Origin of the sequence: Kitasatospora sp. NPDC094015, assembly GCF_040304075.1 — a bacterium.
In the GTDB taxonomy this organism is placed as follows: Bacteria; Actinomycetota; Actinomycetes; order Streptomycetales; family Streptomycetaceae; genus Kitasatospora.
Genome location: NZ_JBEOUL010000004.1, coordinates 170,906 through 185,361, shown reverse-complemented (window position 1 = coordinate 185,361; position 14,456 = coordinate 170,906). Strand labels below are relative to the sequence as shown.

Annotated in this window: 14 protein-coding genes; 8 read left to right on the top strand and 6 right to left on the bottom strand. The window is 73.0% G+C overall.

Annotation, left to right across the window (positions count from 1 at the left end):
- Positions 1–41: 41 nt before the first annotated feature.
- The gene (gene hisC / locus ABT014_RS07105) at positions 42–1,121 is read right to left on the bottom strand and encodes a histidinol-phosphate transaminase (RefSeq protein ID WP_350637634.1); all 1,080 of its coding nucleotides are present in this window, start codon (positions 1,119–1,121) and stop codon (positions 42–44) included.
- Between the two features lie 338 nt (positions 1,122–1,459).
- Here hisC and ABT014_RS07100 point away from each other — a divergent pair, with 338 nt between their 5' ends.
- The 3 genes from ABT014_RS07100 to ABT014_RS07090 all read left to right on the top strand — a co-directional run bounded on the left by ABT014_RS07100 (position 1,460) and on the right by ABT014_RS07090 (position 5,215).
- The gene (locus ABT014_RS07100; RefSeq protein ID WP_350637633.1) at positions 1,460–2,617 is read left to right on the top strand and encodes a LacI family DNA-binding transcriptional regulator; all 1,158 of its coding nucleotides are present in this window, start codon (positions 1,460–1,462) and stop codon (positions 2,615–2,617) included.
- Between the two features lie 189 nt (positions 2,618–2,806).
- Positions 2,807–4,156, top strand: a complete 1,350-nt coding sequence (locus tag ABT014_RS07095) for a metallophosphoesterase (protein ID WP_350637632.1) — start codon at positions 2,807–2,809, stop codon at positions 4,154–4,156.
- A 234-nt stretch (positions 4,157–4,390) separates the two neighbouring features.
- Positions 4,391–5,215, top strand: a complete 825-nt coding sequence (locus ABT014_RS07090; protein ID WP_350637631.1) for a hypothetical protein — start codon at positions 4,391–4,393, stop codon at positions 5,213–5,215.
- Between the two features lie 56 nt (positions 5,216–5,271).
- On the opposite strand, the gene ABT014_RS07085 is transcribed toward ABT014_RS07090, so the two are convergent.
- The 3 genes from ABT014_RS07085 to ABT014_RS07075 form a co-directional block, all read right to left on the bottom strand.
- Positions 5,272–5,628 (bottom strand): PRC-barrel domain-containing protein, encoded by a 357-nt coding sequence (locus ABT014_RS07085; protein ID WP_350637630.1) that lies wholly within the window; start codon positions 5,626–5,628, stop codon positions 5,272–5,274.
- A 108-nt stretch (positions 5,629–5,736) separates the two neighbouring features.
- Entirely contained in the window at positions 5,737–6,603 is an 867-nt protein-coding gene (locus ABT014_RS07080) for a GyrI-like domain-containing protein (protein WP_350637629.1), read from the bottom strand.
- A 111-nt stretch (positions 6,604–6,714) separates the two neighbouring features.
- On the bottom strand, positions 6,715–6,927 hold the full coding sequence (locus ABT014_RS07075) for a hypothetical protein (protein WP_350637628.1): 213 nt from the start codon (positions 6,925–6,927) through the stop codon (positions 6,715–6,717).
- A gap of 210 nt (positions 6,928–7,137) precedes the next feature.
- Here ABT014_RS07075 and ABT014_RS07070 point away from each other — a divergent pair, with 210 nt between their 5' ends.
- Entirely contained in the window at positions 7,138–7,638 is a 501-nt protein-coding gene (locus ABT014_RS07070; RefSeq protein WP_350637627.1) for an NUDIX domain-containing protein, read from the top strand.
- A gap of 119 nt (positions 7,639–7,757) precedes the next feature.
- Here ABT014_RS07070 and thiC read toward each other — a convergent pair whose 3' ends face one another.
- Entirely contained in the window at positions 7,758–9,593 is a 1,836-nt protein-coding gene (thiC, locus tag ABT014_RS07065; RefSeq protein ID WP_350637626.1) for a phosphomethylpyrimidine synthase ThiC, read from the bottom strand.
- A gap of 228 nt (positions 9,594–9,821) precedes the next feature.
- On the opposite strand from thiC, the gene ABT014_RS07060 reads away from it, so the two are divergent.
- Positions 9,822–10,028, top strand: a complete 207-nt coding sequence (locus ABT014_RS07060) for an NfeD C-terminal domain-containing protein (RefSeq protein ID WP_350637625.1) — start codon at positions 9,822–9,824, stop codon at positions 10,026–10,028.
- Positions 10,029–10,208: 180 nt separating this feature from the next.
- A complete protein-coding gene (locus ABT014_RS07055) occupies positions 10,209–11,696 on the top strand; it encodes an SPFH domain-containing protein (RefSeq protein WP_350637624.1) in 1,488 nt (495 codons plus the stop codon).
- Between the two features lie 122 nt (positions 11,697–11,818).
- On the opposite strand, the gene ABT014_RS07050 is transcribed toward ABT014_RS07055, so the two are convergent.
- On the bottom strand, positions 11,819–12,517 hold the full coding sequence (locus ABT014_RS07050) for a VC0807 family protein (RefSeq protein WP_350637623.1): 699 nt from the start codon (positions 12,515–12,517) through the stop codon (positions 11,819–11,821).
- A 189-nt stretch (positions 12,518–12,706) separates the two neighbouring features.
- Between ABT014_RS07050 and ABT014_RS07045 the strand changes: the two genes are divergently transcribed.
- The gene (locus tag ABT014_RS07045) at positions 12,707–13,717 is read left to right on the top strand and encodes a 3-oxoacyl-ACP synthase III family protein (RefSeq protein WP_350637622.1); all 1,011 of its coding nucleotides are present in this window, start codon (positions 12,707–12,709) and stop codon (positions 13,715–13,717) included.
- Complete coding sequence (locus tag ABT014_RS07040; RefSeq protein WP_350637621.1) at positions 13,714–14,454, top strand: glycosyltransferase family A protein; 741 nt, start codon at positions 13,714–13,716, stop codon at positions 14,452–14,454. The genes ABT014_RS07045 and ABT014_RS07040 overlap by 4 nt, the downstream gene beginning before the upstream one ends.
- Positions 14,455–14,456: the final 2 nt, after the last annotated feature.

The window sequence follows — 14,456 nt, the reverse complement described above, 5'->3', positions numbered from 1 at the left end:
TGGCGGCCGGCCCGGTGGGGGGCGGACCGGGACGACGGGGGCTACAGCTCCTTGCGGAAGGCCTCGGCCGCGGCGAGGAAGAGGTCGTTGCCCGCCACCTCACCGATGGTGATCCGGACGCCGTCGCCCTGGAACGGGCGGACCACCACGCCCGCCGCGGCACAGGCCGCGGCGAAGTCGAGGGCCCGGTCACCCAGCCGCAGCCAGACGAAGTTGGCCTGGGTGTCGGCGAGCTCCCAGCCCTGGGCGGTCAGCGCGGCCACCACCCGGGCGCGCTCGGCGACCAGCGCCTCGACCCGCTCCAGCAGCTCGTCCTCGGCGCGCAGCGAGGCGACGGCCGCGTCCTGGGCGAGCTGGCTGACGCCGAACGGCACCGCGGTCTTGCGCAGCGCGGTGGCCACCGGCTCGTGCGCGACGGCGAAGCCGACCCGCAGCCCCGCCAGGCCGTACGCCTTGGAGAAGGTGCGCAGCACGCAGACGTTGGGGCGGTCGCGGTAGAGCTCCAGGCCGTTGGGCACCTGCTCGTCGCGGATGAACTCGATGTACGCCTCGTCCAGCACCACCAGGATGTCGCCGGGCACGGCGTCCAGGAAGCGGACCAGCTCGGCCCGGCGGATCGCGGTGCCGGTGGGGTTGTTGGGGTTGCAGACGAAGATCAGCCGGGTCCGGTCGGTGATCGCGGCGAGCATCGCGTCGAGGTCGTGCTCCTCGGTCGCGGTGAGCGGGACGGCGACCGGGGTGGCGCCGGCGACCTGGGTGATGATCGGGTAGGCCTCGAAGGAGCGCCAGGCGAACATCACCTCGTCGCCGGGGCCGGCCGTGGAGAGCACCAGGGACTGCGCGACGCTGACCGAGCCGGTGCCGGTGGCGATGTGCTCGGCGGGCACGCCGAAGCGGTGGGCGAGCTCCTCGGTGAGGGCCGTGACGGCCATGTCCGGGTAGCGGTTGAACGAGCCGGCGGCGGCCAGCGCGGCCTCCAGCACTCCGGCCAGCGGCGGGTACGGGTTCTCGTTCGAGGACAGCTTGTACGCGTCGGCGCCGGCCGGCTTGCCGGGCTTGTAGGTCGGGATGCCGTCCAGGGTCGGCCTCAGCCGGGGACCCTGCGCTGCCGTTCCACTCACGGTCGTCTCCGTTCTCTCCAGCCGCCAGGCTGCGGTTCTCGGGTCGTGTGCGTACGGGATCGCCGGCACACACGGTCCTCGGTCGCACCCGCACCACCCCGGTCGGGTGCCCCGAACGATACCGAGCCGCTCACCCGAAGGGGTGAGTTGCTCGTTCGGGGTACGGGTGCAGATCAGCCATTCTGCCGGGTTCCCATGGCACATGTCAGAGGTAAGACGGCCGGATCTGGGCAGGTGGCGGTGGGAGCTTTCCGCGGCGGGCACGGAGAAACGTATCTTCATCAATGAGTAGCGAACCGGTCACGCAGCGCCGTCATGAGCCATACGATCGGTCCGCCATGACAGCAGCAGCCAACCAGAGCGGTCGGCGACCCACGGCCTCACGGCGTCTTGAGCGGGCCGGCATCCGGGACGTGGCGGCAGCCGCCGGAGTGTCGATCACCACGGTCTCGGACGCCTTGAACGGCAAGGGCCGCCTGCCCGACGAGACCAGAAGCCGGGTGCGCGAGGTCGCCGAGCGCCTCGGCTACCGACCCTCCGCCGCCGCCCGGACCCTGCGCACCGGCCGGTCCGGCCTGATCGGACTGACCGTCACCACGTACGGCGAGGAGCCCTTCACCTTCACCGAGTTCGCCTACTTCGCCGAGATGGCCCGGGCCGCCACCAGCGCCGCCCTCAGCCGCGGCTACGCCCTCGTGGTGCTCCCGGCCTCCTCCCGGCACGACGTCTGGAGCAACATCGCGCTGGACGGCACCGTGGTGATCGACCCGCCCGACCAGGACCCGCTGGTCAGCGAGCTCTACCGGTCCGGCGTCCCGGTGGTCAGCGACGGCAAGCCCGGCAACTGCCCGGTCACCGCCTGGGTGGACAACGACCACGAGGCAGCCGTGCTGGGCATCCTCGACCACCTGAGCGAGGCCGGCGCCCGCCGGATCGGCCTGCTCACCGGCACCAGCACCGACACCTACACCCGGCTGTCCACCGACGCCTACCTCGGCTGGTGCCACCGGGTCGGCCAGGAGCCGGTCTACGAGGCCTACCCCGCCCACGACCCGGCGGCCGGCGCGGTCGCCGCCGACCGGCTGCTGGCCCGCCCCGACCGCCCGGACGCGGTCTACGGCCTGTTCGACCCGAACGGCACCGACCTGCTGGCCGCCGCCCGCCGGTACGGCCTGCGGGTGCCGGACGACCTGCTGCTGGTCTGCTGCAGCGAGAGCGACGTGTACGCGGGCACCGAACCGCCGATCACCACCCTCTCGCTCAAGCCGCGGCGGATCGGCACCACGGTGGTGAACCTGCTGATCGACGCGATCGAAGGGGTGGACTCCGGCACCGGCGCCGACACCGGCCGGCTGTTCCCGCCGCGGTTCCGGACCGCCGGGACGGGCCCGCCGCCCGGCACCCTGATGCCCACCGAGCTGATCGTCCGGGCCTCCTCCGAACGCCGCAGCCCGCGCACCACGGTCAGCCCGCCGCGCCCGCCGGGCGAGGGGTGAGCGCCGGGCCGCCGGGCGGGGGGGTGAGCGTCGCGCCCCCGGCGGCCCTCCCCTCCCCGCACCCCCTGTGGTCTGGACCAGTACAGAGGGGGGCGGACCGGACAGTCGGGGCCGCCCGGACGACGTTCCGACGAATTGGATACCGACCAGGTGAGGACGCCGGGAGAGTGGTCTTCCTATGATGGGCGAATGACACCCGAGGACCGCTTCCCCGGGCCTGAACTGCCCGACTCAGGCCCCCGCCCGCAGCAGGACCTCGACGTGCTCCCGTACGGCTCCTACTTCGAGCCCGCCGACCCCCCGGCCGGCCACCCGTACGAGCAGACCTACACCGGCTTCGGCGGCGCCCGCTACCTGGAGCAGCACTGGCCGACGCACGGTCACCCCGCGCAGGCGCAACCGGGTTCGGCGGCGGACCTCGCGGTCGGCCAGGAGGCCCCCCACGCCCCGGCCCACTACACGCCGACCGGCCACTTCGAGGGCGACTACCTGCGCCAGTACCACCCGGGCGAGACCGCCGTGGCCGGGCACCCGCAGCCCGGGTACCCCGCGGGCGAGGGCGCCCCCGGCGTCCACCCGCAGGCCGAGTACCCGGTCGGGGAGCCGGCGCCGGCCGAGCACCCGCAGCCCGGGCACCCGCAGCCCGAGGACCCGCCCACCATCGAGCTCGGCCCGATCCCGGACCCGCCGGTGGAGGTGCACTTCCCCTACCCGCAGCCCGAGCCCGGCGAGGCCCCCGGCCCGCTGTACGTGATCGGCGACGTGCACGGCTACCTGGACGAGCTGCTGGCCGCACTGCACCAGCAGGGCCTGATCGACGACGACGGCCACTGGTCGGCCGGCCGCTCCCGGGTCTGGTTCCTCGGCGACTTCACCGACCGCGGCCCGGACGGCATCGGCGTGATCAACCTGGTGATGCAGCTGGCCGCCGAGGCCGCCGCCGCCGGCGGGTACTGCCGCGCCCTGATGGGCAACCACGAGCTGCTGTTCCTGGGCGCCGCCCGGTACGGCGACGAGCCCGTGCAGTCCACCGCCGGCACCGCCTCCTTCCTCGCCGCCTGGCGGCTCAACGGCGGCCAGCAGCACGACCTCGACCGCCTGGAGCAGCACCACGTCAGCTGGCTCTCCCGGCTGCCCGCGATCGCCATCGAGGACGGCCACCTGCTGCTGCACTCGGACACCACCGCGTACCTGGAGTACGGGCAGTCGATCGCCGAGGTCAACGACGCGGTCCACGTGGTGCTGGCGGACGAGGGCATCGACGAGTGGTGGGACTGCTTCCGCAAGTTCACCAAGCGCTTCGCCTTCCGCGGCCAGGCCGGTCCGCCGGCGGTGCACGAGCTGCTGGACGCCTACGGCGGCTACCGGGTGGTCCACGGGCACAGCCCGATCCCGTACCTGACCGGGGTCGACCAGGCGGACGACGCGCCGCCGCACGTGCCGGGCCCGTACATCTACGCCGACGAGCTGGCCATCGCGATGGACGGCGGGGTCACCATGGAGGGCCGGCTGCTGGTCGCCCGGCTGCCGCTGAACTGACGGGGGATCGGCCCGGCGGCCCGGTCCTGAACAACTGCCCGGCGCTGCGCTGCTGCTGACGGTACTGAAAATCCGGAAACCTACTGTCAGCCGCGCCGGGCCGCCCCCTACCATCGAGGCACCACGCGCGGCCCCGCGGCCGACCGCCACCACCGGCCACGCGGCCCGGGCGGCCCGCCGCGGCAGGCGCGCGTGGACCATCGACCTCCGTGACTCCAGCGGAACGGGGTACCCATGAGCAACGCCCCGCACCTGCTCGCCGAGGACCGCCCGGACTTCCTCCGGGTCCTCGACGAAGCACTGCGCGACACATCCGTCCTAGCAGCACTGCGCTCGACCGGCCCGCACCTCAACGCCGAGCAACTGCACACCAAGGCCGTGCTCGCCGCGTCCGAGATCGCCGCCGCGACGGCCACCGAGTACCAGCACTACGTCGACCTGCGCACCGCCCTCGGCGGCGCGGCACCCGTCCCCGGCCGGGCGGCGGACCGGTCCTCCGCGGTGGAGGACGCCGGGCTGTTCCCGGTGCTCACCACCCTCACCCCGGTCCTCGCCGGGGTCGGCGGCGCCGTCCTGCTGCTGATCGGCTACTCGGTGCAGGCCGCCCAACCCGACCTCGCCCTCGGGCACAGCCTGGTCACCGCCGGCTGGGTCGCCGTCGTGGTGGCGCTGGCCGCGCTGCTGATCGGCGCCGTCGGCATGCTGCTGACCGCCCGCCGGGACGGCTCCGCCACCCCCGCGGGCCAGGACCCTCACCTGCACGCCGATCTGGCCGAGGCCCGCCGCGCCTGGCACACCGCCCTGCGCGAGCGCGCCCTGATCCCCTACCTGCTCGCCAACCTCGACTCCGAACCCGCCCTCTCCCCGCAGCCGGGCGGCCGACCGACCCCGCCCGAGCTGCTCAGCCCCGGCTACAGCAGCGCCCGCTACTCCAGCCCGAGCTTCACCAGCCCCGGCGTCGAAGGGGTCACCGACCCGGAGGGCCGCGCCCCGCGGTCGGCCGAGTTCACCGGGCCGGGCTACACCTCCCCGGACTTCACCGGCCCGGACGAGGTCTGAGCCGGGCCGGGCGGGGGCTCAGCAGCTGGGGCTCAGTGGGGGCTCACATGCGGGGCTCACCTGCGGCCCAGGCGGCGCTCACCGCTCTCGCCCTGCACGTACTCCAGCTCGTAGTGGGCGAAGACGGCCGGCTCGTCCTCGGCCGGCAGCTCGCCGTCGGTGTCGATCGACGGCGCGTTCTTCACCTGCCCCTTCGGCCGGGTGACCTTCAGGTAGCCCGGCCCGACCGCCGCCCCGTCGAGCGGGACGAACACCAGGCGGCGCCGGGTCGGCAGCCCGACCGTGACGGTGGCGAACGAGGGCAGATCGGTCGCGGTGTCGACGTACACCGCCTCCAGCGTGCCGATCTTGTGGCCGTCGGCGTCGACCACGTCGTGGCCGCGCCACTCCCGGATGTCTGTCGCTTCGAACATCCACAACCTCCGAGCTCGGTGGGCGTCTCCCATCGTGCCACCGCCACGCCGTCCGCACCCGCCGACCGATGACCGACCACCGCCGTGCGCGGCGGTACGGCGGGCGGCTCAGGTGACGGTGCGCTCCACCGGGATCCACAGCTGGCTGGTCGCCTCCGACCAGTCGGGCGTCGGAGAGGTCCGCAGGATCTCGGGGCCCGGCCGGCTGGCGTACGGGTTGGAGGGGAACCACTCGGTGAAGACGTCCCGCCACAGGTACTGCAGGGCCAGCGGGTAGGGGCCGGTGTTCTCGAAGACCGCCCAGGTGCCGGCCGGGACGGTCAGCACGTCGAGGTCCTCGGGGGCGTCCGCGCCGGTCACCACGGCGTGGAAGTAGTCCAGCTCGACACCCTCCTCCCGGCTGTCGGAGTGGTGCACGACCGCCGAGACGATGCCCTCGGGCTCCTGGTCCGACAGCTCCGCGATGCGCTGCACCGTGCCGGGCGGGATCGACCTGATCAGCTCGGCGATGTGCGGGTTGGCGCCCTCGTGGATCAGCGGGACCCGGGCCGACCGGCCGACGACGCGGAACGCGTCCTTCTCCACGATCCGGTACTCCATGGTGGTGCTCCCTTCGACGATGAGGCGGAAGGACATCCGGGGCTGGGACTGCAGCGCCGCACCCGTCCGCCGGGCCTCGCCGGGGCCGACCCCGTGCATCGCCCGGAACGCCCGCGCGAACGCCTCGGCCGACCCGTAGCCGTACCGGACCGCGACCTCCAGCAGCGTCCGCCCGCCCGCGAGGACCTCCGCCCCCGCCACCGTGAGCCGCCGGCGCCGGATGTACTCCGACAGCGGCAACCCGGCCAGCGCGGAGAACATCCGCCGCAGGTGGAACTCGGACGTCAACGCGATCCGGGCCAGCTCGGGCCCCTCCAGCCGCCGGTCGAGGTGCGTCTCGATGTGCTCCATGACCTGGTTCAGCCGATCCAGCACCCCGGCCTCCTTCCCTTGCGATCCCCAACCGTAGAAGCCCCCCACCCCACCCGACCCGACATTCCCTGCCCGTTCCGGTCGCCCTCCCCGAAGCTCGACCGGCCGGCTTCCTCAGTACGGGAGCAGCACGGTGGTGTCGAGCGTGAAGCCGAACGGGGCAGGGGCGTGGGCCTCGAACTGGCGACGGACGACGGCGAGGTTCCGCTCGTGGATGGCCGAGGGCGACGCCTGCATGATGATGACGTCACCCGAGAACTCAATCTTGAAATTGGACGGAGCGACCCTCCGGAATTCCTCGATCAACGCGAGATGGTCGGGGTTCATCTGTCCTCCCAAGGTCCGGACCGCGAGCCGCCCTCACGCTACCGGCTGATCCCCGACCAGCCCCGGCACCGCCGGAACGCGCTGACGCCGACCTGGGGGACAGCCTTGCAACGCAAGCCCGAGCCGATCGAGCCGTGTCCACAGACCTGGAACGCCACGCACGTGAGGCACTGACCTGACAGCCGCACACGCCCGAAGGGACCGAAGTACGTGGACCAGACAACCGCCGACCAGTGCACCGCGCTCAAGCCCGCCACGGAGTCGATGACGCTGCTGGTTGCCGCCGTGATCGTCCATGACCGCGAGACGCGGCGGGTGGCGCTCCTGCGACGCGGGCCCAAGGCCAAGTTCGCCCAGGGCATGTGGGACCTACCCGTCGGCAAGAACGAACCCGGCGAACCCATCACCCGGACCGCCGTGCGCGAGCTCAAGGAGGAAACCGGACTCGTCGTGAAGCCCGATGACCTGCGCTTGGTGCACGTCATCCACGGCGCCCGAGGAGTCGAAGCTCCCAACGGCTTCCTGACGGTGGTGTTCGCCGCGCATGAGTGGTCGGGCAGCCTCAGCAACGGGGAACCCGAGAAGCACTCCGAGGTCTCATGGGTGAGCACCGACGCCATTCCCCGGGAATTCGTGTCCACCACGGGAGCAGCCCTTCTCAGCTACCTCCAGGACGGCCCAAGCGTCTCACTCGACTCCTGGCGCGAGTAGGCGGCCACCGGCCGCCCACGCCGACCCGCCGGGTCGTTCCTTCGCCTGCAACCGGAGCGCCGCGCCGGGAAGCCCCCTCCTGCCTCCCGGTGCGGCGCTCCCGTCCTACGGGGCGGCGGTCAGTCGGCGAGCGGGAGGTAGACCCGGTTGCCGTTGGCCGCGAACTCCTCGGACTTGGCCTGCATGCCGGCCAGCGCCTCGGTGCCGTAGCCGGTCCCGCCGGTGGCGCCGACCGCGGTGGAGCCCCCACCGTGTTCGGCGCGGATCTGCTGGGAGATCTTCATCGAGCAGAACTTGGGGCCGCACATGGAGCAGAAGTGCGCGGTCTTGGCCGGTTCCGCCGGGAGGGTCTCGTCGTGGAAGGCGCGGGCCGTCTCCGGGTCGAGGGCCAGGTTGAACTGGTCCTCCCAGCGGAACTCGAAGCGGGCGTCCGAGAGCGCGTCGTCCCACTCCTGGGCGCCCGGGTGGCCCTTGGCCAGGTCCGCGGCGTGGGCGGCGATCTTGTAGGTGATGACGCCGGTCTTCACGTCGTCCCGGTTGGGCAGCCCGAGGTGTTCCTTGGGGGTGACGTAGCAGAGCATCGCGGTGCCCCACCAGGCGATCATCGCCGCGCCGATGCCGGAGGTGATGTGGTCGTAGCCGGGCGCCACGTCGGTGGTGAGCGGGCCGAGCGTGTAGAACGGGGCCTCGTCGCAGATCTCCTGCTGGAGGTCCATGTTCTCGCGGATCTTGTTCATCGGGACGTGCCCGGGGCCCTCGATCATCACCTGGACGTCCTTGGACCGGGCGATCCGGCCGAGCTCGCCGAGCGTCTGCAGCTCGGAGAACTGGGCGTCGTCGTTGGCGTCCGCGATGGAGCCGGGCCGCAGGCCGTCACCGAGCGAGAAGGTGACGTCGTAGGCCGCGAGGATGTCGCAGAGCTCCTCGAAGTGGGTGTACAGGAAGTTCTCCTGGTGGTGCGCCAGGCACCAGGCCGCCATGATCGAGCCGCCGCGCGAGACGATGCCGGTCTTGCGGCCGGCGGTCAGCGGGACGTACCGCAGCAGTACCCCGGCGTGCACCGTCATGTAGTCGACGCCCTGCTCGCACTGCTCGACGACGGTGTCCCGGTAGACCTCCCAGCTCAGCTCCTCCGCCTTGCCGTCCACCTTCTCCAGCGCCTGGTAGAGCGGGACGGTGCCGATCGGCACGGGGGAGTTGCGCAGGATCCACTCGCGGGTGGTGTGGATGTTGCGGCCGGTGGAGAGGTCCATCACGGTGTCGGCGCCCCAGCGGGTGGCCCAGGTCATCTTCTCCACCTCCTCCTCGATCGAGGAGGTGACGGCGGAGTTCCCGATATTGGCGTTGATCTTCACCAGGAAGTTGGTGCCGATGATGGCCGGCTCCACCTCGGGGTGGTTCACGTTGACCGGGATGACGGCCCGGCCACGGGCCACCTCTGCCCGGACGTACTCCGGGTCCAGCCCCTCGCGCAGCGCGATGAACTCCATCTCCGGGGTGATCAGACCCCGCTTGGCGTAGCCGAGTTGGGTCACCGACGCGCCGGCCCGGCCGCGCAGCGGGCGGCGCGGCCGGCCGGGGAAGACCGCGTCGAGGTTGCGCAGGTTGCCGCCGCGCGGCGAGGTGTGCTTGATCCCGTCGTCCTCGGGCCGGGCCTCCCGGCCGTCGTACTCCTCGACGTCGCCGCGCTGGCGGATCCACGGGTCGCGCAGGGCGGGCAGGCCGCGCCGGACGTCGGGCGCGTACGCGGGGTCGGTGTACGGCCCGGAGGTGTCGTACAGCGGCACGGTCCGGCCGTTGGTGAGGTGCACCTCGCGGTAGGGCACCCGCAGGTCGGGGCGGGACCCCTCCAGGTAGGCCTTGTGCCAGGCCGGGGTCGGGTAGCCGGTGGCCGCGCTGCTGACCGGGGCGGCCGCCGGGTGGGCAGACTTCTGCTGTGCATCAAAGACGGTCATCAGACCTTCTACTCCCTACGCCGGCATTACCCGGTCCAGGTTCCTGCGGTCGGCGCAGCGGCTGGCACGTCCTGTGACGTACCGGTCAGCGCCCTCTCAGCCCGGTGCTCCGAGCTCCCGTTGTGCGCAGGCATGAGGTGCCTGCGTCAGACGTCCATCACCGTAGCGGGCCGATCCGTCGAGGTCCAGACGGGTTCCGGACAGCGGACGCGGTGGCACACTGGCCGGATGGTGGGACTGACGGGGCGGGTGACGGGCAGGGTCGGGGCCGGTCTGGTCGGCGAGGTGATGCTGCACGTGCCGCAGCGTCAGGGGTCGGAGGCGTTCCTGGCGTACCTGGCGGTGCCCGGTGAGCCGCTGGCGCCGGGGACGCCGGTGGTGGTGCTGGACTACCAGCCGCCGCGCACCGTGTACGTGGCGCCCGCGTTCGGCTGACCACCCCGGGGGCGCCCGGGTCTTGACGCAATCTTGACGCCCCTGATGCGCAATCAGAACGCCCGCCCCTTCCCAACGGATCACGGCAGGCGAAGAATCGGCTGCTGCCACCGCGTTCCGCGCCATCCTGCACAACCGAGCGCAGCCACGGAACCGGTGCGCTTCGAAGGGGGAAAGCCGATGCTCATCGGCATCGCGGGGGCCGTGGCGGCCTCCATCGTCGTCCTGGTCGTGCTCTTCAAACTCATGTGGCGGGTGGCGGAGCCGAACGAGGCGCTGGTCATCTCGGGCTCGACGCACCGCACCGAGGGCCTCGCCGACGGCCTGGGCTTCCGGATCGTCACCGGCCGCGGCACCTTCGTGGTGCCGGGCGTGCAGGTGGTCCGCAAGCTGTCGCTGGACCTGAACGAGGCCGAGCTCGACGTCGAGTGCGTCACCTCGCAGGGCATCCCGGTGCACGTCAAGGGCGTGGTGATCTTCAAGGTGGGCGACGACACGGTGTCGATCGCCAACGCCGCGCGCCGCTTCCTGGACCAGCAGAAGATGATGGGTCTGCGGGTGCACAACGTGTTCGCCGGCCACCTGCGGTCGATCGTCGGCGGGCTGACGGTCGAGGACATGATCCGGGACCGGGAGCGGCTGACCGGGGAGACCCGGGCGGCGTCCGGCGCGGAGATGGAGAAGCTCGGCCTGATCATCGACTCGCTGCAGATCCAGGAGATCCTGGACCCGACCGGCTACATCACCAACCTGGCGGCGCCGCACGCGGCCGCCGTCCAGCGCGACGCCCGGATCGCGGCTGCCGAGGCCGACCGGCGGGCCACCGAGGCGGAGCAGGAGGCGTTCGCCCGTAAGGCCGAGGCCACCCGCAACTCCGGTATCCAGCAGGCCGGTTACCAGGCCGAGATGGAGACGGCGACGGCCCGGGCGATGCAGGCCGGACCGCTCGCCCAGGCGGCCGCCCGCCAGGAGGTGGTGGTCCAGGAGACCAAGGTCGCCGAGCTGGAGGCGCACCGCAAGGAGCAGCAGCTCCAGGCGGACGTCCGCAAGCCGGCCGACGCCCGCGCGTACGAGACCCGGACGAAGGCCGAGGCCGACCGCGACGCGCGGATCTCCGCGGCCGAGGCGCTGGCCCGCGAGACCGAGCTGAAGGCGGGGGCCGAGGCGAACCGGGTGAAGGTGGCGGCCACCGCGGAGGCGGAGGCGACCAGGGCGCGCGGCCTGGCCGCGGCCGAGGCCACCAAGGCGACCGGTCTGGCGGAGGCGGCGTCGGCGGAGGCCCGCGGTCTGGCGCAGGCCGAGGCGGCGAAGGCGCTCGGTCTGGCCGAGGCCGAGGCGATCAAGGCCCGGGCGGCGGCCCTCGCGGAGAACCAGGAGGCCGTGGTCGCCCAGCAGCTGGCGGAGAACTGGCCGGAGATCGTCCGGGCCGGTGCGGAGGCCTTCGGCAACGTCGAGCACATGGTGCTGCTGAACGGCGCGGACGGGATGTCCGACATGTTCGCCAAGGCGCTGACCATGGGCGGCACCGGCCTGGGCCTGGCCCGGCAGCTGCTGGGTGCGATGAGCACCTCGGCCGAGGCGGGGCCGGCCCGGGAGCAGGGGGCCGGGGCGAAGCCGGCCAAGGAGAAGGCGGCGAGCCTGCCGATCCCGGTGCAGGACGGCTCCTGAGCCGGCGCCCCGCACGCCGGGGCAGAACGCCGGACGCCCGCCCGTCGCAGTGCGACGGGCGGGCGTCCGCTTCCCCGGCCGGCCCCCGATGGCCTGCCCGACCGGGGGGCCAGGGGGGCCGGTCAGACCAGCTCGGCAGCCTCGCCGGCCTCGGCGATGACCTGCTCGGCGACCCGGCCGGCGAACACGTTGCCGATCAGGACGCCCAGGCCGATCGCGCCGACCAGCATCACGGTGCCGAGCCACACCATGGTCTCCACCGGCAGGGCGTAGGCGGCGATCACCTTGGCCACGCACTCGGCGACCAGCACGGTGCCCCAGACCAGCGAGAAGGCCCGCTCGTTGCGGCGGAAGACCGCCGAGCCGGGCACCGAGCCCGCCGCCAGCCGGTCCCAGGCGGCGGAGCGGGCGGCGTCGCCCTTGACGATGAAGGGCCGCATGCCGGCGCTCATCAGCGGCCGGCCGAGCAGCGCGGTCACGATCATCGAGCCGCCGATCACGGAGCTCAGCGCACCGTCCTTGGCGATCATCAGCCGCGGGTCGCCGGATACCGAGGAGAGGAGGATGCCCGCCACGTTCACCACCAGCATCACCAGGGCGAGCGTGTTGACCGAGCGGTCCCGCACCAGGGCGGCCACGGTCCGCACGGCCGGCACGGCGCTGCTGACGGTGAGCGAGGCGACCAGTCCCATGCCGCACAGCGAGTGGGCCGCGTAGTAGGCGGCGAGCGGCACGGCCACGTCCACGGCCAGCGGCCGCAGAGCGGCGAGCGCCCCGGAGGTGTTCTGCTCGGTCTTCGCGCTGGTGGTGATGGTTGCCATGGTCCCACTCCTGGTCCGTCCGACTCGCTCTCTGCGATGTCCCAATCTTCTTTCCGGGCACGGGTGCTGCGTCAGTGTCGGCGGTGTGGGAAAGCGCATGACGGATGTCATGGCCGGGGCCGGCGGCCCGTCACTGATGAGTACGGGTACTCAGGTCCGGCCCCGCCGCGAGCAGCCAGGATGGCCGTCATGGACCTCCAGATACCGCGGGTCGGCATCACCTCGGTGGGCGCCTGCCTGCCGGCGCGGGTGCTGACCTCCCAGCAGCTCCAGGACGAGGTGGCGGGCGGCACCGGCCTGCGACTGCCCGACGGGATGTTCGAGAAGGCCACCGGGATCCGCACCCGGCACTTCGCCGCCGACGGCGAGTACGCCTCCACCCTCGCGCTGGGCGCGGCCCGGCAGGCCCTGGACGGGGCCGGGCTCGACCCGCTCGACCTCGACCTGCTGGTGTTCGCCTCGGCCACCAGGGACGTCTGCGAGCCGGCCACCGCCCACCTGGTGCAGGCCGAACTCGGCTCCCGGGCCCACGCGTTCGACCTCTCCAACGCCTGCAACAGCTTCCTCAACGGGATCGACACCGCCCGCGCGATGATCCTGGCCGGCCGGGCCCGGCGGGCGCTGGTGGTCACCGGCGAGACGCCCAGCCGGGCGATGCGGCGCGACCCGGGCGGGCTCGCCGAGTTCCGGGCGGGCTTCGCCGGCTACACCTTCGGGGACGCGGGCGCGGCCGTGGTGGTGGAGGCGGTCGAGCGCGGCGGCATCCTGGACGTGGAGACCGAGACCGCCTCCGAGCACTGGGCGGTGGGCGGCATCCCGGGCGGCGGATCGCGCCACCCGCGCGGCGACGAGTACAGCTACTTCCGGGGCGGCGGCAAGGAGTTGCGCGGCGTCTTCGAACGGATCGGCGGCGCCATCCTGGGCCGGGTGGCGGCCCGCACCGGCCTCGGCTGGGACGCCTACGCCCGGGTCCTGGTGCACCAGGTGACCCTGCCGTACCTGGAGCGGTTCGTGGAGCTGACCGGCGTGCCGGCCGAGAAGCTGGTGGTCACGGTGGACTCGCTCGGCAACCTGGCGAGCGCCACCATCGGCGTCCAACTGGAGCGGATCAGAAGCGAGTTGCGCACCGGCGACCGGGTGCTGATGGTGGGCCTGGGCGGCGGCGTGAGTCTGATGACCATGGTGTGGGAGGTCTCGTGACCGCGCTGTGGGTGGTGGTCCCGGCGTACCAGGAGGAGGCCCGGATCGGCGGTGTGCTGCGGGCCCTCGCGGCCCAGCGGGACCAGGAGTTCACCCTGCTGGTGGTCGACAACGGTTCGGCGGACGGCACGGTCGGTCTGGTCGAGGAGTTCGCCGCGCGGGCGCCGTTCCCGGTCCGGGTGCTGGTGGAGCCCGAGAAGGGGGTCGGCTGCGCGGTCGACAGCGGCTTCCGGCACGCCATCGCGCACGGTGCCACCCTGCTCGCCCGGACCGACGCGGACTGTCTGCCCGAGGCCGGCTGGACGGCCGCCGCCCGGGCCGGGCTGCTGGCCTGCGGCGGACTGGTCTGCGGGCACCTCACGGCCCGCCGGGACGAGCACGGCCCGGCCGGCCGCGCGCTCTTCCGGGTGCTGGTCACGCTGGGCGCCGCGTTCGGCCGGATCCGGCCCGCGCACCACCGCCGGCACGGCTACCTGGTGCCGTACCGGATGCACGCGGGCAACAACATGGCGATCACCGCCGAGCTGTACCGGGCCGTCGGCGGCATGCCGCGCCGGCCCTCGCCCACCGACCGGGCGTTCATCAACCTGGTCCGCCGGCGCAGCACCGCGATCGTGCACCGCCGCGACATGGTGGTGCAGAACTCCACCCGCCGGATCCGCGCCTATGGCGTGCTCGGCACCGCCCGCTGGTACCTGGAACGCGGCGCCGGCGCGCGCGGCGTCGACCCCCGCTGAGG